The sequence below is a fragment of the Prosthecobacter fusiformis genome (assembly GCF_004364345.1).
Taxonomy (GTDB): domain Bacteria; phylum Verrucomicrobiota; class Verrucomicrobiia; order Verrucomicrobiales; family Verrucomicrobiaceae; genus Prosthecobacter; species Prosthecobacter fusiformis.
On record NZ_SOCA01000001.1, the window covers coordinates 477,801 to 504,043 of the forward strand.

25 protein-coding genes are annotated in these 26,243 nt (G+C 57.2%); 11 read left to right on the forward strand and 14 right to left on the reverse strand.

From position 1 onward, the window contains the following. Nucleotides 1-65 precede the first annotated feature (65 nt). The 7 genes from EI77_RS01645 to EI77_RS01675 all read left to right on the forward strand — a co-directional run bounded on the left by EI77_RS01645 (nt 66) and on the right by EI77_RS01675 (nt 5,633). On the forward strand, nt 66-410 hold the full coding sequence (locus EI77_RS01645; RefSeq protein ID WP_133793010.1) for a nucleotide pyrophosphohydrolase: 345 nt from the start codon (nt 66-68) through the stop codon (nt 408-410). Next, entirely contained in the window at nt 400-1,470 is a 1,071-nt protein-coding gene (rsmH, locus tag EI77_RS01650; RefSeq protein ID WP_133793011.1) for a 16S rRNA (cytosine(1402)-N(4))-methyltransferase RsmH, read from the forward strand. Before EI77_RS01645 ends, rsmH begins: the two co-directional genes overlap by 11 nt. Before the next feature lie 34 nt (nt 1,471-1,504). After that, the gene (locus tag EI77_RS01655) at nt 1,505-2,119 is read left to right on the forward strand and encodes a redox-sensing transcriptional repressor Rex (RefSeq protein ID WP_133793012.1); all 615 of its coding nucleotides are present in this window, start codon (nt 1,505-1,507) and stop codon (nt 2,117-2,119) included. Nucleotides 2,120-2,216: 97 nt separating this feature from the next. Then, nucleotides 2,217-2,561, forward strand: coding sequence for a hypothetical protein (locus EI77_RS01660; protein ID WP_133793013.1), 345 nt, complete (start codon nt 2,217-2,219; stop codon nt 2,559-2,561). A gap of 162 nt (nt 2,562-2,723) precedes the next feature. Beyond that, a complete protein-coding gene (locus EI77_RS01665; protein WP_133793014.1) occupies nt 2,724-3,095 on the forward strand; it encodes a hypothetical protein in 372 nt (123 codons plus the stop codon). Nucleotides 3,096-3,194: 99 nt separating this feature from the next. Then, nucleotides 3,195-5,345, forward strand: coding sequence for a multicopper oxidase domain-containing protein (locus EI77_RS01670; RefSeq protein WP_133793015.1), 2,151 nt, complete (start codon nt 3,195-3,197; stop codon nt 5,343-5,345). Nucleotides 5,346-5,390: 45 nt separating this feature from the next. Further along, a complete protein-coding gene (locus EI77_RS01675) occupies nt 5,391-5,633 on the forward strand; it encodes a hypothetical protein (protein ID WP_133793016.1) in 243 nt (80 codons plus the stop codon). An 8-nt stretch (nt 5,634-5,641) separates the two neighbouring features. Here the strand turns inward: EI77_RS01675 and EI77_RS01680 are convergent, their stop codons facing one another. From EI77_RS01680 to EI77_RS01715, 8 genes are all read right to left on the reverse strand, one after another. Further along, entirely contained in the window at nt 5,642-6,169 is a 528-nt protein-coding gene (locus tag EI77_RS01680; RefSeq protein ID WP_133793017.1) for a response regulator transcription factor, read from the reverse strand. Further along, entirely contained in the window at nt 6,166-7,470 is a 1,305-nt protein-coding gene (locus tag EI77_RS01685) for an ATP-binding protein (RefSeq protein WP_166646963.1), read from the reverse strand. The genes EI77_RS01680 and EI77_RS01685 overlap by 4 nt, the downstream gene beginning before the upstream one ends. 71 nt (nt 7,471-7,541) lie before the next feature. Then, nucleotides 7,542-8,861 (reverse strand): c-type cytochrome, encoded by a 1,320-nt coding sequence (locus EI77_RS01690; RefSeq protein WP_133793019.1) that lies wholly within the window; start codon nt 8,859-8,861, stop codon nt 7,542-7,544. Between the two features lie 11 nt (nt 8,862-8,872). After that, nucleotides 8,873-10,315 (reverse strand): cytochrome c, encoded by a 1,443-nt coding sequence (locus EI77_RS01695; protein WP_133793020.1) that lies wholly within the window; start codon nt 10,313-10,315, stop codon nt 8,873-8,875. Between the two features lie 304 nt (nt 10,316-10,619). After that, nucleotides 10,620-11,945, reverse strand: coding sequence for a dipeptidase (locus EI77_RS01700; RefSeq protein ID WP_133793021.1), 1,326 nt, complete (start codon nt 11,943-11,945; stop codon nt 10,620-10,622). A gap of 28 nt (nt 11,946-11,973) precedes the next feature. Further along, complete coding sequence (locus EI77_RS01705; protein WP_133793022.1) at nt 11,974-12,618, reverse strand: M50 family metallopeptidase; 645 nt, start codon at nt 12,616-12,618, stop codon at nt 11,974-11,976. A gap of 9 nt (nt 12,619-12,627) precedes the next feature. Further along, nucleotides 12,628-13,074 carry a hypothetical protein gene (locus tag EI77_RS01710; protein WP_133793023.1) on the reverse strand — a complete coding sequence of 149 codons (447 nt, stop codon included), beginning with the start codon at nt 13,072-13,074 and terminating at the stop codon, nt 12,628-12,630. A gap of 135 nt (nt 13,075-13,209) precedes the next feature. After that, the gene (locus EI77_RS01715) at nt 13,210-14,235 is read right to left on the reverse strand and encodes a lysophospholipid acyltransferase family protein (RefSeq protein ID WP_133793024.1); all 1,026 of its coding nucleotides are present in this window, start codon (nt 14,233-14,235) and stop codon (nt 13,210-13,212) included. On the opposite strand from EI77_RS01715, the gene EI77_RS01720 reads away from it, so the two are divergent. Further along, entirely contained in the window at nt 14,236-15,240 is a 1,005-nt protein-coding gene (locus tag EI77_RS01720; protein WP_166646964.1) for a M20/M25/M40 family metallo-hydrolase, read from the forward strand. It abuts the gene before it with no gap. A gap of 36 nt (nt 15,241-15,276) precedes the next feature. Here EI77_RS01720 and EI77_RS01725 read toward each other — a convergent pair whose 3' ends face one another. Together EI77_RS01725 and EI77_RS01730 are read right to left on the reverse strand one after the other, a co-directional pair. Next, nucleotides 15,277-16,836, reverse strand: coding sequence for a sulfatase family protein (locus EI77_RS01725; protein ID WP_133793026.1), 1,560 nt, complete (start codon nt 16,834-16,836; stop codon nt 15,277-15,279). A 59-nt stretch (nt 16,837-16,895) separates the two neighbouring features. Then, complete coding sequence (locus EI77_RS01730) at nt 16,896-19,343, reverse strand: Amuc_1098 family type IV pilus outer membrane protein (protein ID WP_133793027.1); 2,448 nt, start codon at nt 19,341-19,343, stop codon at nt 16,896-16,898. Nucleotides 19,344-19,610: 267 nt separating this feature from the next. Between EI77_RS01730 and EI77_RS01735 the strand changes: the two genes are divergently transcribed. Continuing rightward, nucleotides 19,611-20,858, forward strand: a complete 1,248-nt coding sequence (locus EI77_RS01735; protein WP_133793028.1) for a hypothetical protein — start codon at nt 19,611-19,613, stop codon at nt 20,856-20,858. Between the two features lie 7 nt (nt 20,859-20,865). Here the strand turns inward: EI77_RS01735 and EI77_RS01740 are convergent, their stop codons facing one another. The 4 genes from EI77_RS01740 to pssA all read right to left on the reverse strand — a co-directional run bounded on the left by EI77_RS01740 (nt 20,866) and on the right by pssA (nt 24,690). Beyond that, nucleotides 20,866-21,246, reverse strand: a complete 381-nt coding sequence (locus EI77_RS01740) for a RidA family protein (protein WP_133793029.1) — start codon at nt 21,244-21,246, stop codon at nt 20,866-20,868. 19 nt (nt 21,247-21,265) lie between these two features. Further along, on the reverse strand, nt 21,266-22,471 hold the full coding sequence (glgA, locus tag EI77_RS01745) for a glycogen synthase (protein ID WP_133793030.1): 1,206 nt from the start codon (nt 22,469-22,471) through the stop codon (nt 21,266-21,268). A gap of 102 nt (nt 22,472-22,573) precedes the next feature. Then, a complete protein-coding gene (locus EI77_RS01750; RefSeq protein WP_133793031.1) occupies nt 22,574-23,785 on the reverse strand; it encodes a glycosyltransferase family protein in 1,212 nt (403 codons plus the stop codon). 38 nt (nt 23,786-23,823) lie between these two features. Then, nucleotides 23,824-24,690: a CDP-diacylglycerol--serine O-phosphatidyltransferase gene (gene pssA, locus EI77_RS01755; RefSeq protein WP_243838637.1), complete on the reverse strand. Its 867-nt coding sequence runs from the start codon at nt 24,688-24,690 to the stop codon at nt 23,824-23,826. A gap of 84 nt (nt 24,691-24,774) precedes the next feature. Between pssA and EI77_RS01760 the strand changes: the two genes are divergently transcribed. Further along, nucleotides 24,775-25,338, forward strand: a complete 564-nt coding sequence (locus EI77_RS01760) for a rhodanese-like domain-containing protein (protein WP_133793032.1) — start codon at nt 24,775-24,777, stop codon at nt 25,336-25,338. Beyond that, on the forward strand, nt 25,335-26,228 hold the full coding sequence (locus EI77_RS01765) for a hypothetical protein (RefSeq protein ID WP_133793033.1): 894 nt from the start codon (nt 25,335-25,337) through the stop codon (nt 26,226-26,228). The genes EI77_RS01760 and EI77_RS01765 overlap by 4 nt, the downstream gene beginning before the upstream one ends. The last annotated feature ends 15 nt before the right edge of the window (nt 26,229-26,243 follow it).

The window sequence follows — 26,243 nt, forward strand, 5'->3', positions numbered from 1 at the left end:
CGCCTGCCACTGCTTTTGGCGATGCTTCTGCATGGACTCCGGCTGGATGCGGTGTTTCATGCGCCATGACCATCGAAGCCCTGACTGAACGCATCTGCGCCTTCCGCGATGCCCGCGACTGGCAGCAGTTTCACAATCCCAAGGACATGGCCGTCGCCATCGCCGCTGAGGCAGGTGAACTCATGCAGCATTTCGTCTGGAAAACCCAGGAACAGACCCAGCAGGTCATCACGGATAAACGCGCCGAAATCACCGATGAGATCGCCGATGTCGGCATCCTACTCTTTGAGCTGGCCCACAATCTAAACATCCCCCTGGCCCAGGCCATGCAGGCCAAACTGGAGCGCAACGAACTGCGTTATCCCGCCGACAAAGCCCGCGGCAACAACCTGAAATACAATGAACTCTGAGGCCGACACACCTCCGCCGACACCGGCTGTCCATAAACGCCGACCCCGGTATAGTGGTAAGAATCCGCGCCGCTTTGACCAAAAGTATAAGGAACTGAATGCGGATCAGTATCCTCAGGAAGTGGCCAAAGTCCTGGCCTCAGGCAAGACTCCGGCAGGCCAGCATGTGCCCATCATGGTGACTGAAGTCCTGGAATGCTTGGCACCTCAGCCCGGAGAATTCGCTATCGATTGTACCCTCGGATACGGCGGGCACAGCCGCGCCCTCTGGCAAAGCCTCCAACCGGGTGGCCATCTGCTCTCCCTGGATGCGGACCCGATTGAGCTGGAGCGTACTGAGGCACGACTCCGGGCCGTGGGGATGAATACGGATACCTTCACCGCCCGCCGCTGCAACTTCGCCGGCTTGGCCAAAGCTCTGTCTGATCAAGGCTGGCTTGAGGGTGCCGATGTCATTTTTGCCGACCTGGGACTCTCCTCCATGCAGATCGATAATCCCGCCCGAGGCTTCACCTTTAAGCATGATGGTCCCCTAGATATGCGCCTGAATCCGCAGCGTGGCAAATCTGCCGCCGAATGGCTGGCTGAGATAAGTATAGAGAAACTGACCCAGATTCTCATCGAGAATGCCGATGAACCCCGGGCTGACCTCATCGCCCGGCATTTGTATAAAGCCGGACAGCAATCTCCCATCACCCGCACCAAGGCCCTGGCGGAAACTATACGACAGGCCCTTCCTCGCACCCTTCCCGCAGACGATGCGGATACCACCGTGCGTCGGGTATTCCAGGCCATTCGTATCCTGGTGAATGAAGAATTCACCGTCCTGGATGGTCTTTTGCGCGCCCTTCCCGCAGCCCTCAAACCCGGAGGCCGCGTCGCCATCCTGACCTTTCATTCTGGGGAAGACCGCCGCGTCAAAAAAGCTTTCCAAGAAGGACGGAACACTGGCTTATACGCGGAGGTCACTCGCGAAGTCGTCCGCGCCAGCCTGGAAGAACAGCGTCAGAACCCCCGTTCCTGCCCGGCCAAACTGCGCTGGGCAATCCGCGCACACTGATTGACAAACGAGCCAATAACGTGAAATTTCACGAGTGCCTAGAATAGACATCCCCCGCAAATCTATTTACCGCCTCTCCATTTATCAGCGATGCCTAAGCAAGCTGCGCGAGAATGATGTGGATACGGTATCTTCAGAAGCTTTGTCCAAAGCGGCTGGTGTAAAACCGACCCAACTCCGCAAGGATCTGGCTTACTTTGGCCAGTTTGGCACACGTGGCCTGGGGTATAATGTGGATGTCCTCAGCAGCACCATCTCTGAAGTGCTCGGCCATAACCGCCTGCAACCTGTGATCCTTGTGGGCGTCGGTAATCTCGGCTCCGCTCTGCTGCGCTACGGCGGTTTCCGCAAGGAAGGTTTCGAAGTCGTAGCCGCCTTCGATGTCTCACCCAAACGCCAGCCTGACCTGGCCATCCCGATCCTGGGCATCACCGAAATCGCCGACTTCATCCGCACCAATCAGGTCAAGATGGCCATCCTGGCCGTGCCCGCCAGCGCCGCTCAGAGCGTGACCAACCAGATGGTGGAGGCCGGCATCCAGGCCATCCTTAACTTCTCCCCCTCCGTGCTTGATGTGCCCGAGCATGTGGTTGTCAACAGCGTGGACCTTGCTGTTGAACTTGAAAACTTGAGTTACTTTATCCGATAATCCTTTTTCTCGAACCGGTGATCCGGTTTGAGTAAAACTACGCCTGAGACAGTTCAGGCCATCCAACACCCAGCACCCACCCTCGATAAACCAAACGATGAAATCCACCCTCTTCATCCTGGCCCTGACCGGACTCTCCCTCACCGCTGCTAAAGCCGGCGAAATCGATACCGTCATGAAGGAAGCCATGAAAGGCACCAACAGTCTGCATTCAAAAGTCGCCACAGGCAAAGGCACCCCGGCAGATGCACAGAAGCTACTCGCTTACTTCAAGACCCTTCCTTCCGAAAGTCCCCCAGAAGGCGACGAAGCAAGCTGGAAGGAGAAGACTTCCACCCTCATCGATGCTGCCCAAGGCGTGGTGGATGGCAAGCCTGGTGCCACCAAGACTCTCCAGGAAGCTGGCAACTGCAAAGCCTGCCACAGCGTGCACAAGGGTTAATCCAGTATAGAATCTTGCGGGAGTTCCGGCCCTGAGGAACTCCCGCCTTATACCGGACCGCAAGATGCAGGGAATAAGGCGCAATCGTATACCTCTTATGACTGTGGATTCCAGACAACCACCGCTGGCTTTATCCGTATTGTAGGTTAGACTCTCCTTGTCATGTTCCGGTCACTCATCCTCTTCATCGCGCTACTGGCGCAGGCATTGCCTGTGTTTACGGTGGCCCGTGAGGTAGATACTCCGGCATGCAGCATGAGTTGCTGCGCGACCGTCGCCAAGCTTGAGGCGGATACTTGCGGTTGTGTGGAAGCGCCGGATTCGCCTTCCCTCCCCGCTCCGGCGAATACCCCACCTGCCCATAGTCGGGACCTGCTGGCCCAACCTTTATGGACCGCCCTGGCGGAACCTTTTACTCTTTCCTTTCCCCCAAGGAACGCGACTGTCTCTCCAGTCTGGTATCGGCATGAGCCGCAGGCTTTGACCCAGCCGCACGTCCGGCTGCCGGTCCTGTTTTGCTCATTGCTGACCTGAGTCCGCGTCCTCACAGACGCATTGTGCCCTCATGCCATCCTGCCCTTGGGAGAGACATGCCGGGTATAGGTTCACTGAACCATTCAAGACTCAGCTTTCATGAAGATCCTCCTCTGCCTCGCAGCCTTCTGGCTGCCCCTGGCCATCTACTCCTGCGACGACTGCAAGAAGAAGCGTCCCACCACGGGACCCGTCGTCGAATACGACCTATACATCACTGAACAGACGGTCAGCCCGGCTGGCAAACCTATCCGTGGTCTGACCGTCAATGGGGGTATACCCGGCCCAACCCTGCGCTTCCGCGAGGGGGACTTTGCCCGTATCCGGGTGCATAACCAGCTCAAGGATGAAGAGACCTCCACGCATTGGCACGGCCTGCTGCTGCCCAATGAAATGGATGGAGTACCCCATGTGACCACCCCGCCGATCCTGCCGGGGCAGACGCATACCTTTGAGTTCGAGATGCGGCATAGCGGCACGTATTGGTACCATTCCCATACCCACCTCCAGGAACAGAGTGGCGTCTATGGGTCCATCGTGGTCCTGCCTCGTGGCGGAGAGCCGGTGCAAGCTGACCGCGAGCAAGTCTTGGTCCTGTCGGACTGGACGAACATTGACCCTCATGAAGTCCAGCGGATGCTCATGCGCGGCAGCGATTACTTCGGCCTCATGCGGCGGAACTCGCAGTCCATCCTGGGCGCAGCCAAGCAAGGGATGCTGAAGGATTACTTTAGCCGAGAGTGGTCACGCATGATGCACATGGATGTCTCCGATGTGGGGTATCATGCCTTCCTGATCAATGGCCAGCGCAGCACTGAGATCAGCGGGAAACCGGGTGAACGTATCCGACTGAGGCTGATCAATGCAGCGGCGGCGACATACTTTTACCTGCATTCCTCAGCGGGGCCGATGACCATCGTGGCAGCGGACGGACCCCCTGTCCAACCCGTTCAAGTGGAGCGTCTGTTCATGGCCATTGCCGAGACTTATGACGTGATCATCACCATCCCAGCCAGCGGCCGGTATGAACTGCGGGCGACTACCCAGGATGGCAGCGGACATGCTTCCGCTTTCTTTGGTGAAGGCAAACTGACACCCGCCAATGATCCACCCCGGCCTAACCTTTACCAGATGAATGAAATGCTGAAGCTGGCCCTGGAGGAAAAGGATGATGACCCGCGTGCTTCATTGAATCTGCCGCGTCCAGGCTCGCCCTACCGGCTGCTGAAAGCCACTCACAACACCACCCTGCCCGCCAAGCTGCCGAGGCGGAAAATCACCCTGCATCTGACCGGAGACATGAACCGCTACATCTGGGGATTCGATGGCAAGACCATCTCGCAGGAGCCTTATGTCATGATCAAAAAGGGGGAGATCTTTGAGCTGGAGCTCATCAATGACACGATGATGCATCACCCCATTCACCTGCATGGACATTTCTTCCGCTTGCTGATGGGTCAGGGGGCACGTTCACCTTTAAAACATACGGTGGATGTTCCTCCGATGAGCAGCCGCATGTTCGAGTTCGAGGCGAATGAGGAGAAGGACTGGATGTTCCACTGCCATATTCTGTACCATATGATGAGCGGGATGGCGCGGGTCTTCCGGTATGAGGGTGAGGGGGCATCGGCCCCGTCTTCCAGGAACGCCCACTCGCTGGCGCGAGCAGCTACAGACGGGGACCACTCGCTGGCGCGAGCGGCGACAGGTGAAGACCATAGCCTGCATCATGGGGCGGGGTTGGGAGAGCATAGCCATGACATGGCATATGTGTGGGGTGCGGCCTCGATCCAGAGCCATATGAGCGAAGGACTGCTGACCTGGATGAATCCGAAGAATGATCTTTTGTTAGGCTGGGAAGTTGGCTGGGAAAACGTGGATAAGACCGAGTATGAGGTGGATGCCTTTTATCAGCGTTACTTCAATGCTAATTTCCAGGCCTTCATTGGGGCACGCTTCACCAATGAGGACGCTGTGAAGAACCGGGCCGCCATCGGCTTCAACTACCGGCTGCCGCTGATGGCCTGGGCGGAAGTGAGCCTGGACAGCGAGGGGGATGCCCGGATCGCCCTTTCGAAACGTTTCCAGCTTACCGCCCGATTGGGGGTGTTTGGTGAGGTGGAATATGACACTCACACGCGCTGGGAGTGGTCCGCAGGAGCGGACTATACGCTCACCCGCCATACCTCATTGATCACTCAATACCATTCGGAATACGGCCTCGGGGCCGGTGTTCTCATCCGCTTTTAACAAGACCCTTTCCCTGCCTAACAAAAAACACAAATAAACACCATCATGAAAACAAAAATCACCACCGCCTTTGCCATTGCCCTTTTCAGCCTGGCGATAACCTCCTGCTCCTCCACCAGCGGAGCCAAGGCTTATCCACTGGATACCTGCATCGTTAGCGGCAACAAGCTGGGCAGCATGGGCACCCCGATCACCAAGGTTTACCAAGGGCAGCAGGTCAAATTTTGCTGTGCGCCTTGCGTCGAGGAATTTGATGCCAATCCGGCCAAGTTTATGAGCAAACTTTGAGCCATCCGTCAATCCAACGGCGGCATCTTCCCCAGCTTGCGCTGCAGCGTGCGGCGGTCTATTCCCAGGGCCGCCGCCGCATGGGAAATGTTACCATCATGATCATGCAGCACGCGCTGGATGTGCTCCCACTCCAAGCGGGCGAGGCTGGGCAGATCACTCTCCATCGGAGCAACCTGTGAGCTGCCTTTTCCCAGAATGGCAGCCAGCACCTGGTCTGCGCTGGCAGGCTTGAGCAGGTAATCATCGGCCCCGAGCCGGACCGATTCCAAGGCACTGGGGATGCTGCCGTAACCCGTGAGGATGATGAGGCGGACCTGAGGAAGCAGGTGGCGCAATTCAGAGATGAGCAGCATGCCGTTGCTGCTGCCCAGGCGCATATCCAACACGATGGCACCCGGCATGGAGGCGCGGGCATGGATCAGTGCGGAGGCGGCGTCTGCGGCTTGGAAGACCTCACATCCACGACGTTTCAATGCCATCGCCAAAGTGGTGCGAAAGCTGTCGTCGTCTTCGATGAGGAGGACTTGCGTCATGAGCCTTGGGCAGGTGAAGGTTGCTGTGGCAAGCTGAGTGTCACTGTAGCTCCTCCAGAGGCTCGATTGCTCACATGGACGCTGCCATGCTGCATGGCAGCGAGGCGTCTCACAAAGAACAGGCCCAGCCCCATGCCTGAACCGGACGGGCGGGAACTGCGGAATGGCTCACCCCAGTGACGCAACATCTCTTCACTGAAGCCGGGACCTTCATCTTGCACCGTGAAATTCACGAAGCCATTTTCCAAGACCACCGTCAACCGGACTGGTGAAAGTTCAGAGGAAGAAAGCAGGGAGTTGCGAAGCAATACTAGAATTGCTTCACGAAGTCCGGCACTCATGACTGTGGCATGGCCTTGAGTCTGCTGGATTTGTACACGCTGGCGCTGAGCATGCGGCAATTCATCCAATGCGGTCTGAACGATCGCAGAGGCGGAAACCCGTTCGGCAGAAAGACCAGAAGCTTCCTGCCCCAGCTCACGGAGACGGACGAGGACATGCTGGCAGCGTGCTGCTTCGCGGGCAATGATCCCAGCGGCATCCTCATTGTCCTTTCCCTGCATTTCCTCCGCCGCCAAAGCGATGGTACCCAAGGGGGTGGCCAGCTCATGCGCAAATCCCATTGCCAAAGCAGCCACGGATAGAAAGCGGTCGCGAGACTCCAGCTCGGCACGAAGACGTGCGCGCTCCTTCTGCTGACGATGAGACCAGTGGCGCAAGGAGAGCAGCAACGTGATCATGACAATGCCGACGAATACGATGGCAACGCCCCGCCCCTCCTGAAGCAGCGGCTCGGGGACGGAGGTGCCATCCTGCATCGTCAGCGGTTGCGAATATTGCCAAAGCAAAACACAACAGGCCGCCATGAACGCCCCAAGGCCGATGACGGCCGAGGAGCGCAGCGCTACTGCGGCGAGGGTAAGCTGGACGAGAAAAAAGATCGCAAAGGGATTCTCCAGGCCGCCGGTCCAGTATAACAAGAAGGAGAGCAACATGGCATCCGCCATCAAGACGTGAAAAAAGCCGCCTCGCAGACGCCCGCCTAGAGCACGCATCCACCAGACGAGGACGGCATTTGAAACCAGGGTGATGCCGACAGCGATGCCACAAGGCCACCAGGGCACGTCTACCCCCAGACGGTCCACAATGAGCAGTGTGCTGCATTGCCCCACAGCCGCCAGCCAGCGGAGATGAACCATCCAGCGAGAGGAGAGGTCCACGCCGGACCACACCTCACTCAGGCCAAGCCAGCGTTTCCAGCCGACTCCTTGATGTTTGGAATGGTGTGTGTGCTTATCCATTGCTGAGCCCAAGCTAATGCTGTCATACCCCTTGTCCACCCAAGCGGCGATTGGCCACGGTGGATGCGCCATCACTTCGCCGCCTTGCCTTTTTCCAGCATGAGCTCAGCAATCATACGCAGGCTTTCATCTCCCAGGTGGGCAAAGGGAGGCATTTGCGGCAGCTCAGGACGCTTTTTACCCGGGGTCTTGGCCCAGGCCACGATGCCATCCGGGTTGCCTGCGTAGATCTCAGCGATCTCAGTGAGAGGAGGTCCGACGAGCTTGATGTTCGGGGCATGGCATGCTGCGCAGTTCATGAAGAGCTGATCCGCCGTCTGCTGGACAGGAGGGGTAGATGACAGGTTTTGATTAAATTCCGCCAAGGCTGCGGCATAACGGGATGTGCGTTCCTGAATATCCGCCTGGTGAGGTGCCAGAGCGGCCTGACGATAGACGTGACGACCAGTACCCATGCCAAGCACCACAAAGCTAAACATGATGCAGATGAGCACATAGAAGCGGCCGATGTGTTCATCCCCAGACCGTAACTCTTTAAACAGCACCAGGAGGGTAAGGAAACCGAGTGCGGCCCCCGAGAAGATGATGACATAAAGCCTGGTGGTGATGCCTACAGCCGGAAGAGTGAAGAGAAGCAGAGGACCCAGGACGAACTGGGCAAGGGTGACCCAGGCGGTCACTTTATAAAAAAGACGACGCAGATCCGGCCGACTAAAGCCAGGGGTGTGGCCGATGTCGTGCCCTGCGCGGCCTAACCAACCGGCGAGAAACAGCCCGGTCATCGCGATGCTGGCTGCGAGGAAGTGCAGGTACCGAGGAAGCACATTGCCAATGCGGAGGCTGGAGAAGAAGCCGCGCACTTTTTCCCACTCCCCAGGGAAGAGCATGAGATTGACATTGGCCAGGAAGATCAGAGGCACAAAGAGCAGAAGCAGAGTGGCCGAAAGCCCGACCCACAGATGCAGTGTCTTCCACCCGCCCTGTGACCATGACTCCCATTTATATTTATGAAGATAGGTGAGAAGGAAGGCCACTGTGACCAAGGGAACAATCATGAGCCAGGCATGGCCGGTGAGTGCATTGGCCGAGTACCATTGCATGGTGTACACCAGGTTGATGCACAAAAGAGGCCCGATGCCCATGACCACGGCGAGGCTCTTATTGACCGTTACGGTCTGGGCGATGGAATGAGCAAGGCTGTCCCAGCGGGGTGACTTGCGTCCCAGGCACTCAAAAAAAGTGACCAGCACGGAACCGCCGACCATGAGGTTAACAAAAAGGATGTGAACGAGGAAAAATATCACCAGGAAGCTGATGAGCACCCATTCCGGCAAAGGCAGGGGGAGGGGCAGATCACGAGGGACGGGGGTGGTGGCAAGGAATGCGGTCATGGTGAAGAAAATCAGGGTTGAGCACCTGCGGCTGCAGCCGCCTGAGGAGAGATGGAGATGCCGACGCTCTGCACGCCGGGAAGGGACTGGCGTGTGGAGCGCAGGTGCTGGAGGTAGGCCACGAGAGCGGATGCCTCTTTGTCATTACCCGGGAACGGGGGCATGAAGGTGCGGGTCTGATGCATGCCTTTGATGAAGATCTCCATGCCTGAGCTGTCCCAGTCTTTGTCCACGCCATACATGATGCCGAATTTTTCGATCACGCCATTGAGGCCGGTGGTGCTGTGACAGCGGGAGCACGCGAGCATGAAGATGTCCTGCCCGCACTCCACCTTGTTGGCATCCGTCACCTGACGATGTTTTACATAGGTGGCATGTTTGAGCAGGCCCTCACTCTGCAGGAAGGCGAGCTCGTCTTTGTGAACGCCATTGGAGTACATGTATTCACCGATAACCCAGGGCTTGCGCATGAACTCACGAGCCCGCTCGAAGTGCCCGAGCAGCCAGATGCCCATGAAACTGGGGATGAGGAGCGCCCAGCGAGGGATCATGAAACTGGTGCCCAGCCCACCGATGCCGATGACGGCAAAGGCCAGTACGGTCCAGCCAAGCAAGGTCTCAAACTTCCCATGCCAGCTCATGAACTCCTGGGTGAGCAGGGCCACGGAGCTGTTTGCCTTCATGGCGTCCGGGATGGCGTTCCAATACCAGGTGCCAAAGAGGAAGGTTCCGAGCAAGGCGACGAGTACGACATGGGAGAGGCGGTAAACGATCCAGTGGCGCAGCTTGCGCTGGGGGTCATCACGCGTGCCCTTGCTGACCCTGGTAAAAAAGAAGGTGGCGAACCAGAGGAATACAGCCCCCGTCATGAAGGCGAAGCAGGTGCGGAAGCCAAGCTGGGGGAGGTAGAGAGGATTGGTCATCGCATCCCAAAAGGCACGGGTTTGATTCCACTCTCCCGGCTTCATCATGAAACCCAGGACGGCGACGATCAATGCCATGGTGATCCAGGACATGATGCTGAGGGCGATGCCGATGCGGATATGACTGCGCTTTTTTTCGGGGGTGTTGGCCTTCTTCCAAGTCAAAAACCAAGCCATGATGAGGGCGACCTCACTGATGAACACCAGCCACTCGGCGAACCAGCCCCAAAAGAAAACCCGGAGCAGTGAGCCAATGGCAAAGGGGGCGAATAAGGAGGTGGAAAGCCAGATGCCCACGCCGGTCATGGCACCGACCGTGGTGGTGACAATGAAGACAACGAAGGTGATTTTGTAGGCGAGCTGATCTACATCTGGGCGGTTGTTTTTGTGAGCCCACCACTCCATCCAGGTGAGCAGCGGATACGCCCCGACGGCCAGCGGGTGATTGATCAGCACATGCAAACTGGCGATGAGACCGATGATGAGCCGACCACCGGCGAGGTGGTCCATGTAAAACGAGGGAAAGTCCATGACGCACGAGACTTCGCACGCTGCCGGATTTTAAAAATGTGGCGAAATGCCGCACCTGTCCCGTGGGGGCGAAGCCTTCCGGCGTCCCTCCGGGACGCGGAGGGCTGGGGGTGTGGAGGCGTGGGGGTGTCCGGTGGTTCCCGGACGCTACGCGACCTCCACCACCGGCTCATATCCCTGCTCCCTCCGGGAGCAACGGGGAGGTGCGTCCTTTGAATGGGGGATCGACTATTTGGAAATAGCGGGCCTTATCAAGGCGGGATTTGGGCGAGCTAAAACTCTGGAGTACTTTGGCGGCGGGTGGCTATGCGCCAAGCTCTGCGAGGAGTGCTTGATTGAGGCGGATGCCGGCTTCGAGGTTGGCGATGGGGAAGTTCTCGTTGGGGGCGTGGGCCTGGCAATCTGGAAGAGCGAGGCCGAGGAGCAGGGTATCCGCTTTCAGGACGTCTTTGAAGGCCTGGACGATGGGGATGCTGCCGCCTTCCCGGATGAGGGCGATCTTGCCACCAAAGGTCTTGGTCAATGCACGCTGGGCGGCTTTACCCAGGGGGCCCTGGGGGTCCATGAGATAGGCCTGGCCAGTGTGGCCACGCTTGATCTCCAGCCTGACGCTGGCGGGGGCTTTCGACAGGAGGTAGGCGGTGGCAAGGTCCAGAATCTGTTCGGGATTTTGGTCAGGGACGAGACGGAAAGACAACTTCACGAAGGCTTCACGAGGAATGACGGTTTTAGAACCTTCCCCCTGATAGCCGCCGCCGATGCCGTTCACTTCAGCGGTGGGGCGTGCCCAGCGGCGCTCGCGCTCGGTGAATTCAGGCTCGCCAAAGAGGGCGGGCACTCCGGTGAGGGAGAGGGTCTCGGCATCGCCATCACCAAGCTCAGCCCAGGCGCTGCGTTCCCAACTGGCCAGAGGCTTGACGTCATCATAGAAACCGGGAATGAGCACCCTGCCCTGATCATCATGCAAGGAGGCAGCGAGGCGGGCGGCGATGGTGGCGGGATTGGCCACGGCACCGCCGAAGATGCCAGAATGAAGGTCAATGCTGGGACCGTGGACTTTCAATTCCATGCAGGCGATGCCACGCAGTCCATACGTGAAGGTACCGATGCCGGGGCCAACCATGCCGGTATCCGAAATGGCGACGACATCGCAGGCGAGCTGCTGGCGATGAGCCTCCAGAAAGGGTTTTAAATTGGGACTGCCGATCTCTTCTTCCCCCTCAAAGAGAATGGTGAGATTGACGGGCAGATCTCCATGTTTGGCGAGTGTTTCAGCCAGACCGGAAACGTGGGCGATGAGCTGGCCTTTGTTATCCGTGGCTCCACGGCAGAAGATGACGCCATCGCGGATGGTGGGCTCAAAAGGTGGGGATTTCCATTCAGCGAAGGGCTCAGCCGGCTGGACGTCGTAATGGCCGTAAAGCAGGACGGTACGGCGACCGGCGATGTGCTTGTTTTTTGCGACGATGACAGGGTGCCCGGGGGTCTCATGCAGGGAGGTGGTGAGGCCCATGGAAGTGAGCTTGGCCACGAGCCAGTCTGCACAGGCGCGGGTATCTGCGTTGTGCCGGGAGTCGGTGGAGACGCTGGGGAAACGCAGGCAGGTAAGAAGATCGTCGAGAGCAGACATGGCGGGAGGAATACGTTTGAAAGTGGCTTCAGGGCATCATTGCAGGCGGCTCACCGCGTAGCTGCTTCCAGTTATTGAAAGCGAAGATGGCAAAAAAGATGACGACAAAGATCTGTCCAAAAAACACGGCTAAAATACCAAAGCCGACCGCACAGACGATACTGATGGTGAGGGCGATCTTTTGCCGCTGCGGTCCCAGCAGGGCCTGCATGATGTGGCCGCCATCCAGGGGGATGATGGGGAAAAGATTCAGCACAGCCCAGATGATGCTGACATTCACAAAGGATTTCATGAAGTGCAGCCCAAGCATGTCAGCGGGACGCCAGGCATCCATGATCCACCACATGACGACTCCGGCGGCGATCTGAAGGAATGGCCCGGCAGCGCTGACGAAGAAGCTCTCGCTACGGCCGAAGCGGCGGTCTGGCATGGCGTATCCGCCGAAGCTGTGAAGAACAATTTCCACCCTGCGTGCGCCGTAGTGACGCATGGTCAATGCATGACCTAGCTCATGGATGAAGATGGAGAGGAATCCGGCAACGACCCACACGAGCACCCGCTTCATGGCCTCGGGATCATCGGTGGCGCGGAAGACGCCGCCCAAAAGGGCCATGGTAAGCCAGAAGACCCAATGAATGACGATGGGGAAACCGAGGAAGTTAAAGCGCAGCATGGCGGGGCATCAGGCTGCCTGCCGCACTTCCCAGGTGTGGATGGCGGGATTGCAGATATCGCGAACGAAGGGTTTTGGGTCCGCTTTGTCGCCGAAGACATAGACGCGCTTTCGCAGGGTGAGACGCGTGAGTTGAAAGGATGGGTTTTCCAGGGCGCGGTAGTAATTCAGGATCATTTCCTTTTCCAAATCCAGTGCGCCGCCCTTCATGCCGTATTCCAGGGTGAAGCTGGCTTTTTCAAAAGCGGAGCCTTCACCATCGCGGAGTGTCTGGCTGATGGGATCCAGAAGGACCTGGCGCACAAAGGCTTCCAGGGCAGCTTCATCCCCTTCAAACTCCACTTTATAAACGGTAGTCTCCCGGAAGGTGAGCTTCTGAGGAAGAGGGGCGTAAAGGAGCTTCTGGCAATCGCTTTCGTGATCGAACTGGCCGAGGATTTCGAAGAATTTGGTCATTTGTGATTGAAGAAGTGGGTAGCAAGGAAGAGGCGGGGTGCAACGACGGAGTCACGACGGGGCCGGTTCATTCGCCCGGATTCAGCGATGCCCGGCTATTCATGGCCGAAAGGGCTGGGCATCGTGCCGTGTGCCTCAGCTCACTTTTTCCTGGGCGATTTGGATGTTCATTGCCTCCAGCATGGCCGTGAATTTGCGCGAGGACTTGGCGTATCCCGGGTAATTTGGATACACATCGCGGGTGGGCAGGTAGCGCCAGTGTTTATACATCCAGAGCCAGCATTCGGGGTTTTTACGGATGGCGGCTTCAAAGTGATCCCAGATGCGCTGGGTGATGGCGGTGATATCGTCCTCCGGCTGTGGGCGGATGGCCTCAAAAATGGAGACTTTATACCGGCCATCCGGCAGGGGCTGGCAGACACCGGTCATGATGGAAAGGCCGAGGCGCATGGCGAGCTGGACATGCAGGGTAGGCACGCAGGTGAGGAGGCCAAAACAACGGATGGCGGTAGAAACCTTTCCAGCGGGGATGTTGAGGTCCGTCAAGAGAGCGGCGTGGCCTTGTCGCTTGAGGGCTTTGGTCAGCTTCAGGATGGCATTTTCCTGGGGGATGACGGTATGGCCGGAATGCTCACGAAGGCGTTTAAAGATGGCGGTGAGGCCCACGTTATCAAAATCCTGAGCGACGACGGTGAAAGGTATGCCACGAAATCCCCAGATGAGGCTGACGAGCTCAAAGTTGCCAAAATGGGGGGTGACCCAAACGGCACCGGTTTCCCGAGCCTGGGCCTCGGCGTGGGAATCGCACATTTCGATGGTGATGTGCTGCTGCCAGGTCTGCGAGGTGAGGGAGGTAGCCCAGAAAAGATCCAGGAAAGTGCGGGCGAAGTTTTGGTAGGACAGCCGGGCGATGCGGCGGCGGTCAGCCGGGGTGTATTCGTCTTGGAAGGCGACGCGGAGGTTTTCCAAAGCGGCATAGCGCCCCTTTCGATCCAAATAATAGGCGGCAGAACCGACCCACCGGGCCAGGGCCAGGATGAGAAATCTGGGCAGACGGGGCAGTAACCAGGCCGCAGAAGCGACCAAAACAGTTTCGCAGAAATATCGGAGCTTCTTCACCTTGGCGTTTGTGGGATGGGAAAAGGTCGTTACGGTAAGCACATGGCAGTGCCCAACCTCACAACCATTCTCAAGCGAATTCTAAAGCAGCCAACCGCTCCTTTCCACGAATACCATGTTCGTGCAGAGATCGAAGCCCTGCTGAAGGGATGTCCACACGTCAAAACGAAGCGTGACAAATACGGGAATCTCATCGCCACCTATAAAAACGGCAAAAGCAAAAGCAAACCGACCTGGGTCCTGGGGGCGCATATGGACCACCCGGCCTTCGTGAAAGTACCGGGGAGCAAGGGTAAGGATGAATTTGAATTTCTGGGTGGGGTGCCCAAACCTGAGGTGGAGGCGGGCATCAAGCGTGGCCTGCGAGGCAAAGCCAAGGGCGATATCGCGACCTGGGTTTTCCCGGTGAACGTGACGGACGACAAGATTGAGGCGACTGCCTGTGATGACCTTGTGGGTTGTGCCGTGATTGTGGCGACCTTTTGGGAATTGGCGGAGCTGAACCTGAGCACGACCTTTCATGCGGTCTTTACCCGTGCGGAAGAAGTGGGTTTCCTGGGAGCCTGGCACATTGCGCAAAAGTGGCCGTTTGAGACAGACGATGTTTTCCTTTCCATCGAAACGAGCCGCCCTGTGAATGGTGCGGTGATGAGCGGTGGACCGGTGGTGCGTGTGGGTGACCGCCTTTCCATCTTCGACAGTGAAGGGACGGCGGTGCTGATGACCACGGCCAAGGAGCAGGGCATCCGTGTGCAGCGGTGCCTGCTGGACGCTGGTGCCTGTGAAGCTACGGCGATGCAGGCCGCTGGCATCCGCAGCACGGGCATCTCCATCCCGCTGGGCAATTATCACAACATGGACGCGAACAAAAAGATCGCCCCTGAGTATGTGATGCAAAGCGATGTTCGCGACTTGATCAATCTGCTAAAGGCGCTCGTGGCCACGAAGCATGACGGCATCGGCGAACGCAGCATTCGTGAGCGTGTGGAAATGCGCACCGAAGAATACGCAGCCCACCTGAAGGCTGCCAACAAGCACTTCAAATAAACAAGGCCTGAGGCCGCGCAAGGCGGCTGCAGGAGATTATTCCTTGGCCGCTGCCTGCATCTGCCGGGTAGGCGGCAGGTTATCGGCGTATCCGGCACGGGTGCGACGCAGTTCATCCACGGTGGCAGTACGCAGTTTTTCCAAGGTGGCGCGGTGTGCGGGGCTATCCGCGAGATTGACCAGTTCCTCGGGATCTGCCTGCAGATCGTATAGCTCCTCCGTCTCTCCAGGTGTGAGATAACGGATGTATTTATACCGGCCGTCGTTGAGAGCGGCATACCAGGGAACGTCGTGGTAGGAGGCCTGGGCAGGGTCGGTCTTCATGATCTGGGTGACATCGGAGCCGAATAGATTTCCTGTGGCCTCATAAAAACAGGGGTAGGGCCAAGCCGCGCCGGTGGGATCTTTTAGCAGGGGGGTGAGGTCGCGGCCATGAAGCTCCCAAGGGAGGGTGATTCCAGCAAAGGCACTGAAGGTGGCGACGAGGTCGGTACCATGGACGGGCTTGGTGCAGACTTTTCCTTCCGGCAAGGTACCTGGCATGGAGATGATGAGGGGGCTGCGGTAGGAGGCATCGTAGGGGGCGAGCTTTGTACGGAGGCCATGCTCACCGGTAGCGAAGCCCTGATCCGCCGTGAGGACGACGAGGGTATTTTCAAGCTGGCCACTTTCTTTGAGGGCTTTTAGGACTTCAGCCACGCCTTCATCCAGGGACTGGGTGCAATCATTGAGCTGGTGAATGTGGTCTTCATAGGGACGGGCTTTTTTGGCATTGTCCCCGAAGGTTTCTCCGCTCTTTTGGGGGACGATGCGGCCATCGTTGTCTTTTTTCCAGGCCTGGGTTTTGTCCAGGTATTCGGGCTTGCCAGGACGTGGGGCGAGGATATCGGCAGGAACGGTGACGGGATCGTCCTTATGAAGACCTTTGTGGCGTTTGGCGGGGGTGGTGGGTCCGTGGACGCCACCGTAGCAGAGCCAGAGGAACCAGGGCTTGGCGGGATCACGATGCTGACCACGAATGTATTCAGAGGCCCAACGGGTATAGTTATCGGTGGAGTAGTCTGGGTTGGGAGCATCGGCTTTGACACCATTGATCTCCAAAATCTGGCCCTCGTAATAAGCGCCAGCATTTTCGGGATATTTGGGCCGGTTCCAAACGATCTGATAATCCCAGTCGCGGCCAAAGCCGGAATCTATACCAGTGTGCCACTTGCCAATATGGGCGGTGTTATACCCATGCTGACGGAATACGGCGGGAAAGAAAGGTGTCTGCTGCGGATCATAGACACTGCCGGGGTATTTCCCGCTCATGCGCATGGACTCAATGCCATGTGGATGCCGACCTGTGAGCATTGTGGCCCGGGAGGGCATGCACCAGGCACCCATGTAAGCATGGCTGAAGCGAATGCCTCGTGCTGCGAGCGCATCCATGGCGGGTGTTTTCACCCCAGGCATGGCCTCCGGATAACAAGAGAGTGTCTTGTAGGAGTGGTCGTCCGTGAAGATGAAAAGGATGTTTGGCGGCTGGGGTGCAGCCAATACCGTGCTGGCGGAAAAAAGACAGGCAAGGAGCAGGAGCCAACGGCGGGATTTCATGGACGATTAAACGCGGAAAACCGGTTCACCTCTCATGCCCGCCACGGTTTTCACCGCTTTTACTTTGCCTGCACTTGGTTTACACGGGCACCGGAAGGATCGACAATATGGACCGTAACAAAGAAGACCGCATGGCGCATGCGGCGTTGTTTGACATTGCTCCTGAAGAGGCGGCCAAAAACGGGCATATCTCCAAGAAAAGGCACCTTGTCATTGATGACTTCTTCACGGTCTGTCACCAATCCCCCAAGAACGATGGTGGCACCGTCCCAGACCTTAACGGAGGTCACGACTTTCCGGGAGTCAAAAACGGGTTGGAAAATCAGGTTAGGCGTCAGCTCGTAAAATTCGTTATCGGTGATGGTATTGATGGGGGAGCCGTAATTTACAAAGCCGGAAAATTCGACAAACTCAGGACTCATGGTGAGATCCACGGAACGGTTATCATCTGCAATGACGGGTTCTATGTCCAGAACGATGCCGGTCTTGCGCATTTCAAACGAGGTCGGGGTGCTGGGCGTGACAACCGCCGGAGGCAAAGGCATGGGGATAAGTTCACCCGTTTCTGCATCAACTACGTTGGTATTGCCGACACTGGTGGGGATCTGCGGAGGATCAAACTCAGTCGGATAAATAAGTTCACGGACGATTTCCAGGCTGGCTTTCTGTCCGCTGCGTGTGACCAGGCTGGGCTGGGAGGCCATATCGATGCCCGACTTTTGATCGAGAGACCGAATGACCAGTTGAAACTGGGGACTGGAGAGTACTCCACTGAGGGAGAGAACGCCCGGAGAGCGTCTGGAGGCGGTGGTTTCGGTACCGAAGAGGACTCCATCAATGCCGAGCAGGCCCAGATCCCCGGAAGAACGCAGGCCGGCAGTGACTGGGTTGGACCCAACCGGACCGGCGGCGGTTTGAAATGGAAAATCACCATTCTGGAAAGCACCTGCATTACCCGTGGTACCACCGGCGAGCTGAGCGGCTTGTGAAGAAATACCGAAATTGCCAAGGAGCCAGTCAAAGCCCAGCTCGGACAGGCGGTTATCACCCACTTCCAGGAACTTTACATCAATGATGACCTGCTTAGGAGAGCGGTTTTGAGCCTGCTCGACGAGCATGTCCACGAGCTCCATGTTTTTCGCCGTGTTCCTTACGATCAACATGCTGGTGGTCGGGGTGAAGCTGGCACTGGCCCCCTCTCCAAAAGTTACGCCGTAGCTTTGAAGGAACTCCTGAGCGCCGAGACGGCGCACTTGCAAGCCGCCAGGAGCCGTGGTGGCTTGAGTGCCTGAGGCAAACGGATCTGGCGAAGTGGTGCCAGCGGCATCACCGCCGACGGGGGCATTGGAAATGAAATCGGGGGGGACACGATAGGATTTGGAAATCATGAGGTCCGCATCCTGGGTCAGCGAGATCAACCTCACGGCATACTCTTCGACCCGATAGGTGAGCCCTACCATCTCGGTCACATACCGGAGCACTTCTTCAATCGGCACCAGTTTCAGGTTGAGGGAAATGGGACGCGTCATCTGCTCCGGAGGAACGCTGATGACGAAATCCACCCCTTTGCCGGCAGGATCCAGGTCACGTGAACGAACACGGAGGTATTCCACCACTTCCTCAATGGAAGCACCGCTGAAATCTATGCGATTGATGATGAGGTCCCGCAATTTTTGCTGGATGGCCTCACGACCCACAAGAGCACCTGTGGCACTGATGCCCGACCTGCCACCATCAAAGAGATTGGATAGATCCGCACCGCTAGGAGGAACTGCTTTCTCCCATGCACCACTGACGTCGTTCAGCATTTTGCTACGGGTGTGATCCTTGGCGGCTTCAAAATACTGGGCGCGATTTTGCTCCACTTTTTGAAGGCCACGGCGAGCGGCTGAATTGTAAGCATCCAGGCGAAGGACCTCTTCATAGGTCAAAATAGCCTTATCATATTCGCCGATCTCACGCTGGGAATTGGCAAGCATGAGAAGCTTTTCAACCTCAGCCACTTTGGCGATGTGGCCTGGAGTGAGTGCAGGCGGGTAACGGTCCGGATCTTCAAGCCGCTGCCTTACTTTGGCGATGCGTTTATCATGCTGAGCGACACCGGGCTGGTCCAGTTTTTCAAGGATCACTACGGCAGCAGGGTAATCCCCCGCATTCATCAGTTCCGTCGCGCGGGCGAGGCCGGCGCGCAGATAACCATCCAGAGCGACGGCACGAGTCTCCGCAGCCAAAGGCACATCCGGAATGGCATTGAATGCTGTTTCAAAAATCTTTAAAGCTGCGGCCGTATCGCCATTGCGGAGGAGGGTTTCAGCCTCCTGCATGAGGGCCTGCTGAGTGGTGACCGTGGTGGAACGGCGTTGAATTTCCTTTTCAGCCAGCCCCAGCGTGCCTTCGCCAGCCGATGCAGTGGGCAGGAGGAAATGCAGACTGCCAGCCATGGCCAGACTGAAAACGGCAGTTTTGACTGCGTGCTGGCGGGTGAGACGTGGATTCGGACGATGCATTCGGAGTCTAAGGGGGGCGGGCGAAAGGCGAGGAATATCAACTTTTCAGGTCCAGCCCAAGCATTTTCTCTGCTGACGGTCACTTTCCTGGATTATAAAGATTGTGCTAGTGCACGTGTGAGGATTATTTTTGACTCCCAGCACGAGTCTTTAAACACTGCACAATCCTCGCTGTCATAACCGCCATCCATGTCCCTGTTCCGAGAATCCCCCCTTCTCCATCCATTGTCTGCTTCTTTTCGATGCTTATTCTGCGTTTTGGGGGTCGTGGCAGGCAGTCATGCCCCCTTGGTTCATGGCCAAATCAATGACCTGAATGATCTTCGTCAGCTCCTGTCGCAAAATGAGCGCACGACGACTTCGACTGGCGTCGCTACTCCAGCCGTGGTGCAAAATCCGAACACGTTTTATACGTCACCGGGTCCTTGGGGAAAACTGCGTTGCTCCTATATCTATTTGGAAGCTCCAAAAAGCCTGGTGGACAGCTTTCCCCTGCCCAATACACGTCCGCGCTGGACGTTTCCCGAAGAAGCACTGCCAAAACTTCCTGATTTTTTTCGCAAGGCCTCTCTTTCAGAAGCCTTGATCACACTGCTCCTGGACCCTAGCCAAGTGGTGAAAGAAAATGGGTATGCGCATCTTTTCCCTCCGCTTCCTGATCTGGAGGCCATTTCTGCGGAAACCCGGGCGATTATTTACACGGAGTTGTCCAAATATCCGCCGAATGAATTTTGTGTGGACCCGGTCCTGATCGTCGGACAGACGGTGGCGGAATGGTACCGCACGAGCAAACTGCGCCCTGGTATTATCTCAAAAATCGAGCAACTGTCCTACAAACGCGGGGATACGATCGCCTTCAGCGATGTGGGTGCCATCCTGAACTATGCGGAATCTGACTCCGAAGCGCGCGCGATCTTCAAGGCCTTTACACGTACCCGCTCTCTGATGGTCAAGGTGGAGGTGGATCACAATACCAATGTGGATGAGCTTGTGAGTTACTGGACGCTGGGGATGGGGCTGAGGCGGAAAGACATTGAGCCGCTGGTACAGTCTATCATTGATACAGATGGGGTGGAGGCGCTGCCTCTCTCCCATTTGCTGCCTTCGCTCGTCCGAAAGCTGATGTATACCTACCCTGGGCTGGACCTGGCCAAGCACGGAATGTTGCCTGACTGCCATTGGACATCGCTCAATTTCTTCAATTACGAGCCGCATGAATACCTGCTGGACTCGCGACTGGCCACCAGTGCGGTGTTAGAGAATTTTGAACCCGTGGAACCCCCTTACAAATATGGGGATGTACTGTTCTTCCTGAGCAATTCTACAGGTGATGCATTCCACTCCTGTGTGCATCTGGCGGACGGCATTGTGTTCACCAAAAATGGTCGCAATCTTCTCTCCCCCTGGCTGTTGATGAAGCTGGAGGATGTGAGCAAAATCTATCTTTACCGAGGGGATGGACGCATTCAGGGGTTCCGCCGAAAGAACCCGGACGCATCCATTCCATCGCAGTAGCTGTGGCTTAGGGGAGTTCGACGATCACTTCGATCTCCACCAAAGCGCCGAGGGGCAGTGCTGCCACCTGGATGGTGGAGCGGGCTGGCTTGTGGCCGCTAAAGGCTGCCTCATAGAGAGCATTGACTTTGGGAAAATCGGCCATGCTTTGCAGGAATACGGTGGCTTTTGCCACGTAGGTGAGATCCAGTCCCTGACTGGCGAGCAGGGCTTTGATATTGGCGAGGACCTGCTGGGTCTGGCCTTCGACATCTGTGGCTTCAATCTTGCCGGTGGCGGGATTGATAGGGATCTGGCCGGAGCAAAAGAGGAATCCGTTGGAGCGAACTGCCTGGGAATAAGGGCCGACGGCGGAGGGGACTTCAGGGGCGTTATTGATGAGTTCCATGATGGGGAAAAGAGGGGTGTCAGGCTTTCACAAGGGTTTCATACAGGGCCTTGGTACGCTCAGCGATGCTGGTCCAGCTAAAGCGTTCCACGGCACGTTTGCGACCGGCAAGCCCCATGCGACGGCATTTTTCAGGATCGGCCATGAGGCTGTTGATGCCCTCCGCCAAATCCCGAGCAAAGTGATCAGGATGCAGTGCTTCAAAGGGGCTTTCCGTCTGCTGGTCCAAGGGCACAAGGATGCCTGTTTCACCGGGTACAACGACTTCCTTAATGCCACCCACCGCACTGGCAACGACGGCGGTTTCACAGGCCATGGCTTCGAGGTTGATGATGCCGAAAGGCTCGTAAATGGAGGGGCAGCAGAAGACCTCCGCATGGGAATACATGGCGATTTTTTCCTGCACGGGTAGCATGGCCTGAATCCAGACGATGCCGCCTCTTTTCGTCTGTGCAGCGGTCACCGCAGCCTGCATTTCAGCGGCGATTTCCGGGGTATCCGGTGCACCGGCACAAAGAACGATCTGAAACCCGGGATTCATCTTCTCGATGGCACGCACAAGATAGATGATGCCTTTCTGCCGGGTGATGCGGCCAACGAACAGGACGTATGGCACATCTGGATCCACACCGTGCTTGCGCAGCACCTCAGGAGCTTCCATGCGATGGTATTCATCAGGATCAATGCCATTGTGAATGACGTGAATTTTATGCGGATCCAGCGGGAAAAAGCGCAGAAGGTCGCTCTTGGTTTCCTCCGATACGGCGATGACGGCATCCGCCATTTCCAGAGCGGTCTTTTCCAGCCAGACGGTAAAATCATAACCGCCGCCTAATTGCTCGCGCTTCCAGGGACGAAGAGGCTCCAGAGAATGGACGGTGAGGACCATGGGCAGGCCATAGTTGAGCTTGGCCAGGATGCCGCCGAAGTGGGAATACCAAGTGTGAAGGTGTACGACCTGGGCATCCACATTGCGGGTATTGAAGTCGAGACAGCGCTGCACCGCACCGAAGACAGACTTTAAGTTAGGCGGGGAAGTCCATCCTTCAGCATCCAGACTGACTCCTTTCACACTGAGATGAGGCTCGGAGCTATCCTGGTCGCCAAAGCAGCGAACCTCCACATCCATAAGTTTGGCCAGCTCGCGGGTAAGGTATTCAACATGTACCCCGGCACCTCCGTAAATGTGAGGCGGGTATTCGTTGGTGAGGAAAAGTGACTTCATAGCAGCAAGCTGCTTTCTAGCCCAGTCCTGCCTACTGGCGCAAGAAGAAGAGCGATGCGCTGCCCGTCATGAACATCACCATGCACATTGCATCCCGGCGCTTCACAAGACGGTGGAAGTGATCTGCTCCCCTAAACCAGGAAGCTGCTCAAGGGCGTGGGCAGGCGAGGGCCTCATACCGGGGACATTCAGTCCTTTGGCAGCAATGCTGACCACGAGCTCTTCCAGCGCCTCCGTAAAGGCGCATATGGCCAGGCTTTCTTCCTCATGGTCAAAGATGAGACCATTGAGGAGGGCTACATGCTCATAACGCTGCATCCATTCCTGCGCCCGGTGACTGGAGTAACGCTCCAAAACAGAGCGCATCAGAGACTCTGCGGCATGCTCTTCTGCATCGCGCAAAATTTGATAGGTCAGACAGCGCACGACATCGGCAGCGGCGGCCACGAGACCATGCTCCAGGCCAGGATTGACAAGCTGACGGTGACGATGCTCGAAGTGAAAACCGAGGTCCACCTGGCATTGCTCCGCCGGAGTCAGATGGCGATGGGATTCACAAAGCATGGCGATTTCCAGCCCCCAAGCGGGAGGCAGGCTAAATCCAGCCAGGGTGTCAAGGTCACCCGCAAACTCTCCCGAAAGGGGATAACGAAAACTCTCCAGGTGCTCCAATAGAGGCTTCACCCCGAGGACATCCTGAAAGGCCTGAATAAGGGGAAAAATGAGGAGGCGGGTGACGCGGCCATACAGGCGGTCTGCCACACGGCTGTAATAGCCTTTGGCGAAACGATATCCGAGACGGGGATGAGCGACTGGAAAACACAGCTTGGACAGCATGGAGGTGCTGTAATTCAGGATGTCTGTGTCATGACTGATGACGATGCCTTTGTGCCCGGCTGCCTTTAAGCAGGCCAGACCCATCCAGATATTGGCCCCTTTACCCGTGAGGGTGCCATCCCAGCCTTTTTCCGCCAGGCGATGGTGAGCGGCCTGGAGGGCGGGGCCGTCATTCCAGAGAACGTGCACTTTTTTTCCTCCGGCGGAGTCATTGCAGAGGCGGAGTGCAGACTCGACCTGGCTTTCCTCCATGCCATTCATGGTGAGCAAGATCTCGCTGATGTAGGGGATCTGAGCCACCTGCTCAAGGATGGCGGGCAAAGCAGGGCGCTGAGTCTCAGCGAACAAGGCCGGAAGCAGGAGTACCACCGGGTTATTTTGAGTCAGTGTAACGAGTTCTGCATCTCGCGCCGTCGCGTCTGGCGTGGCGAGATGATGCAGGGTGGGCAGTCGTGCGTGCTGATAAAAATCCGCCATCCTAAGGAGTGTCTGTCAGGGCCGTCACGCGCATGTCGTTAGATCTGGGACGCAGGATCTTCCGGCCCGGCGTCCTTTTTAGGAAGGTCTGTCTGGGTGGTGATGGGATCATCGGGTGTATCCGCAGCTTCGTATTCGATTTCGATTTCCTGCCTCCAGCGGCGAGAAACCCAAGGGCGCACTAACCCATAAAGCAGGTAGCTGACGAACAGAACGGAGGGCATCCACTGCCAGTTCCGCACAGCAAAAGCAACGACGATGATGGAGATGAGCACCCAGGCAGGGGAACGGCGGGTACGCCAATTGATGGACTTGAAGCTCGGGTATTCGAGGTCGCTCATCATGAGCCAGGAAAGCAGGACCATGAGAACGGCCAGACCATATTTCCAAGTGCCGATCTCTTTATTCCCCTCATCCAGCCAGAGCATCAGCAACGTGAGCGAGGCGATGACGCCGGCTGCTGCGGGAATAGGGCAGCCACGAAAGTGCTTGCTGTTAGTCTTGTCATCACTGGCCGCAATGCAATTGAAACGGGCCAAGCGCATGGCTCCGCAGACGAGGTAGGCGCAAGCGATGAGCCAGCCCAGCCCTGCGGGTTTTTCGATGCTGGAAAGCACGATGTCATGCACCAGGAGTGCGGGGGCGACGCCGAAGGAGACAATGTCTGCGATGGAGTCCAGCTCCCGACCAAAGGGAGACTCCTGTCCCCCTAAACGGGCAACGCGACCATCTAAGACATCGAAGAGGCAAGCTGCCAAAATGGCGATGATGGCCCAGTAATAATGCTCGGTAATGGCCCCTTCCCGTCCTTTAAAGATCTGCAAAATCGCGACAAAACCGGCCAGGATATTTCCGGCCGTCATCATCGTGGGGAGCACATAGATGCGAGGTTCGCGTTCGAGCATAAAAGTGGATTGTAGCGCACTGCACGGGATTGCCCACATGAACTTTGCAGTTTCGTCACATCCGGCGTGCGTTATTTATGAACCATGACCGCCCCGGCTCTGCCCCCTCTTTTGCCAGAAACAACCCTTTCCCAGGTACTGCAATCCTATCCGGGGGCCCAGCGTGCACTCTTCGCCCGGTATCACATCGGCGGCTGCAGCAGTTGCGCATTTAGTCCCACGGAGACGCTGGCCCAGCTCTGTGCCCGCAATGAGAACCTGGATGTGCAGGAGGTGATCTCGCACATTCAGGATAGCCACCAGGGGGATGTGACGCTGCAAATTTCCCCCGCTGATTTCGCTGAGCTGCGGCGGGAGACACCGGAACTGAAAGTCCTGGATGTGCGCACCCGCGAGGAACACGAGGCCGTCACTATTCCAGGCTCCCTGCTGATGACGCAGGAGCTGGTGCAGGAGGCTTTTTCAGCGTGGGATAAAAATGCGCCGGTGATTCTCTATGATCATACGGGCTCCCGCTCCCTGGATGCGGTGGCGTATTTTATCGGCCATGGCTTCACAAATGCCCGGTGCCTGGCGGGAGGAATCCATGCTTATAGCCTGGAGGTGGACCCTTCCCTGCCCCGGTATAAGGTGGAGATCGAAGCATGACGGATACGATCTCCAGCAAACGCTGGTCACGCCAGGAGTGGCATGCCCGGCGAGATGCTCACCTGGGCCGCGTGGCGAGCCTGGCGGATGATTTTGTGCAAAGACGGAGCTGCCAGGGGAAGCATCCTGTCCACGATTTCCTCTTTACGTATTACAACTTTTCGCCCGCGAAGCTGAAGCAGTGGATGCCGCCTCTGGGTGTCTCCCTGGAGGTCCATGAAGAGGATATGCAGACCCTGCCATGGCTAGGATCGGAGCGCTTTATCCGGCATGGCGGTGAAATAACTCTGGATGAAACGAAGCTGGGGTCCCACACTCGGGACCTGGCGCGGTGGGTGGGCCAGCTATGCGCGAATGTCCTGGAGCGTGCTCCACGGTTTCGATGCTTTGGCCTGCATGAGTGGGCCATGGTTTATCGCCAGACACGCGAGCAGATCCGCCATCAGGGATATGAGCTGCGGCTGGCCCCGGAGGTGATGGCGCAGTTTATCGAATCCCAAAGCATCGGCTGCTCCCACTACGATGCGTTTCGCTTTTTTACGCCGGAAGCCAAGCCGATGAATGTGCTGCAACCTGTGTTAGAAACACGTCTAGAGATGGAGCAAGGGGCCTGCCTGCATGCCAATATGGACCTGTATAAATGGGCGACGAAACTCTGGCCATGGATCGGCTCGGACCTGGTGGGCAAGGTCTTCGCCCTGGCCTGCGAAGGGCGCGACCTGGATATGCGAGCGAGCCCTTATGACCTGAGACATCTGGGGTATGAACCCGTCTGCATCGAGACGACGGAAGGAAGGCTGCGTTATGAGCAGGAGCAGCGGACGCTGGCTGAGAAAGCGGTGCCGCTGAGAGAGGAACTGAGGATGGCGGCGGGAAGGCTGGTCGCTTGACTTAGCCAGTGCTGG

Excerpts from the sequence above, each read along its gene's own strand:
- EI77_RS01645 (WP_133793010.1), top strand. The coding sequence starts at position 66 with ATGACCATCGAAGCCCTGACTGAACGCATCTGCGCCTTCCGCGATGCC.
- rsmH (WP_133793011.1), top strand. The coding sequence starts at position 400 with ATGAACTCTGAGGCCGACACACCTCCGCCGACACCGGCTGTCCATAAA.
- EI77_RS01660 (WP_133793013.1), top strand. The coding sequence starts at position 2,217 with ATGAAATCCACCCTCTTCATCCTGGCCCTGACCGGACTCTCCCTCACC.
- EI77_RS01665 (WP_133793014.1), top strand. The coding sequence starts at position 2,724 with ATGTTCCGGTCACTCATCCTCTTCATCGCGCTACTGGCGCAGGCATTG.
- EI77_RS01670 (WP_133793015.1), top strand. The coding sequence starts at position 3,195 with ATGAAGATCCTCCTCTGCCTCGCAGCCTTCTGGCTGCCCCTGGCCATC.
- EI77_RS01675 (WP_133793016.1), top strand. The coding sequence starts at position 5,391 with ATGAAAACAAAAATCACCACCGCCTTTGCCATTGCCCTTTTCAGCCTG.
- EI77_RS01680 (WP_133793017.1), bottom strand. The coding sequence starts at position 6,169 with ATGACGCAAGTCCTCCTCATCGAAGACGACGACAGCTTTCGCACCACT.
- EI77_RS01685 (WP_166646963.1), bottom strand. The coding sequence starts at position 7,470 with ATGGATAAGCACACACACCATTCCAAACATCAAGGAGTCGGCTGGAAA.
- EI77_RS01690 (WP_133793019.1), bottom strand. The coding sequence starts at position 8,861 with ATGACCGCATTCCTTGCCACCACCCCCGTCCCTCGTGATCTGCCCCTC.
- EI77_RS01695 (WP_133793020.1), bottom strand. The coding sequence starts at position 10,315 with ATGGACTTTCCCTCGTTTTACATGGACCACCTCGCCGGTGGTCGGCTC.
- EI77_RS01700 (WP_133793021.1), bottom strand. The coding sequence starts at position 11,945 with ATGTCTGCTCTCGACGATCTTCTTACCTGCCTGCGTTTCCCCAGCGTC.
- EI77_RS01705 (WP_133793022.1), bottom strand. The coding sequence starts at position 12,618 with ATGCTGCGCTTTAACTTCCTCGGTTTCCCCATCGTCATTCATTGGGTC.
- EI77_RS01710 (WP_133793023.1), bottom strand. The coding sequence starts at position 13,074 with ATGACCAAATTCTTCGAAATCCTCGGCCAGTTCGATCACGAAAGCGAT.
- EI77_RS01720 (WP_166646964.1), top strand. The coding sequence starts at position 14,236 with ATGGCAGTGCCCAACCTCACAACCATTCTCAAGCGAATTCTAAAGCAG.
- EI77_RS01725 (WP_133793026.1), bottom strand. The coding sequence starts at position 16,836 with ATGAAATCCCGCCGTTGGCTCCTGCTCCTTGCCTGTCTTTTTTCCGCC.
- EI77_RS01730 (WP_133793027.1), bottom strand. The coding sequence starts at position 19,343 with ATGCATCGTCCGAATCCACGTCTCACCCGCCAGCACGCAGTCAAAACT.
- EI77_RS01740 (WP_133793029.1), bottom strand. The coding sequence starts at position 21,246 with ATGGAACTCATCAATAACGCCCCTGAAGTCCCCTCCGCCGTCGGCCCT.
- glgA (WP_133793030.1), bottom strand. The coding sequence starts at position 22,471 with ATGAAGTCACTTTTCCTCACCAACGAATACCCGCCTCACATTTACGGA.
- EI77_RS01750 (WP_133793031.1), bottom strand. The coding sequence starts at position 23,785 with ATGGCGGATTTTTATCAGCACGCACGACTGCCCACCCTGCATCATCTC.
- pssA (WP_243838637.1), bottom strand. The coding sequence starts at position 24,690 with ATGCTCGAACGCGAACCTCGCATCTATGTGCTCCCCACGATGATGACG.
- EI77_RS01760 (WP_133793032.1), top strand. The coding sequence starts at position 24,775 with ATGACCGCCCCGGCTCTGCCCCCTCTTTTGCCAGAAACAACCCTTTCC.
- EI77_RS01765 (WP_133793033.1), top strand. The coding sequence starts at position 25,335 with ATGACGGATACGATCTCCAGCAAACGCTGGTCACGCCAGGAGTGGCAT.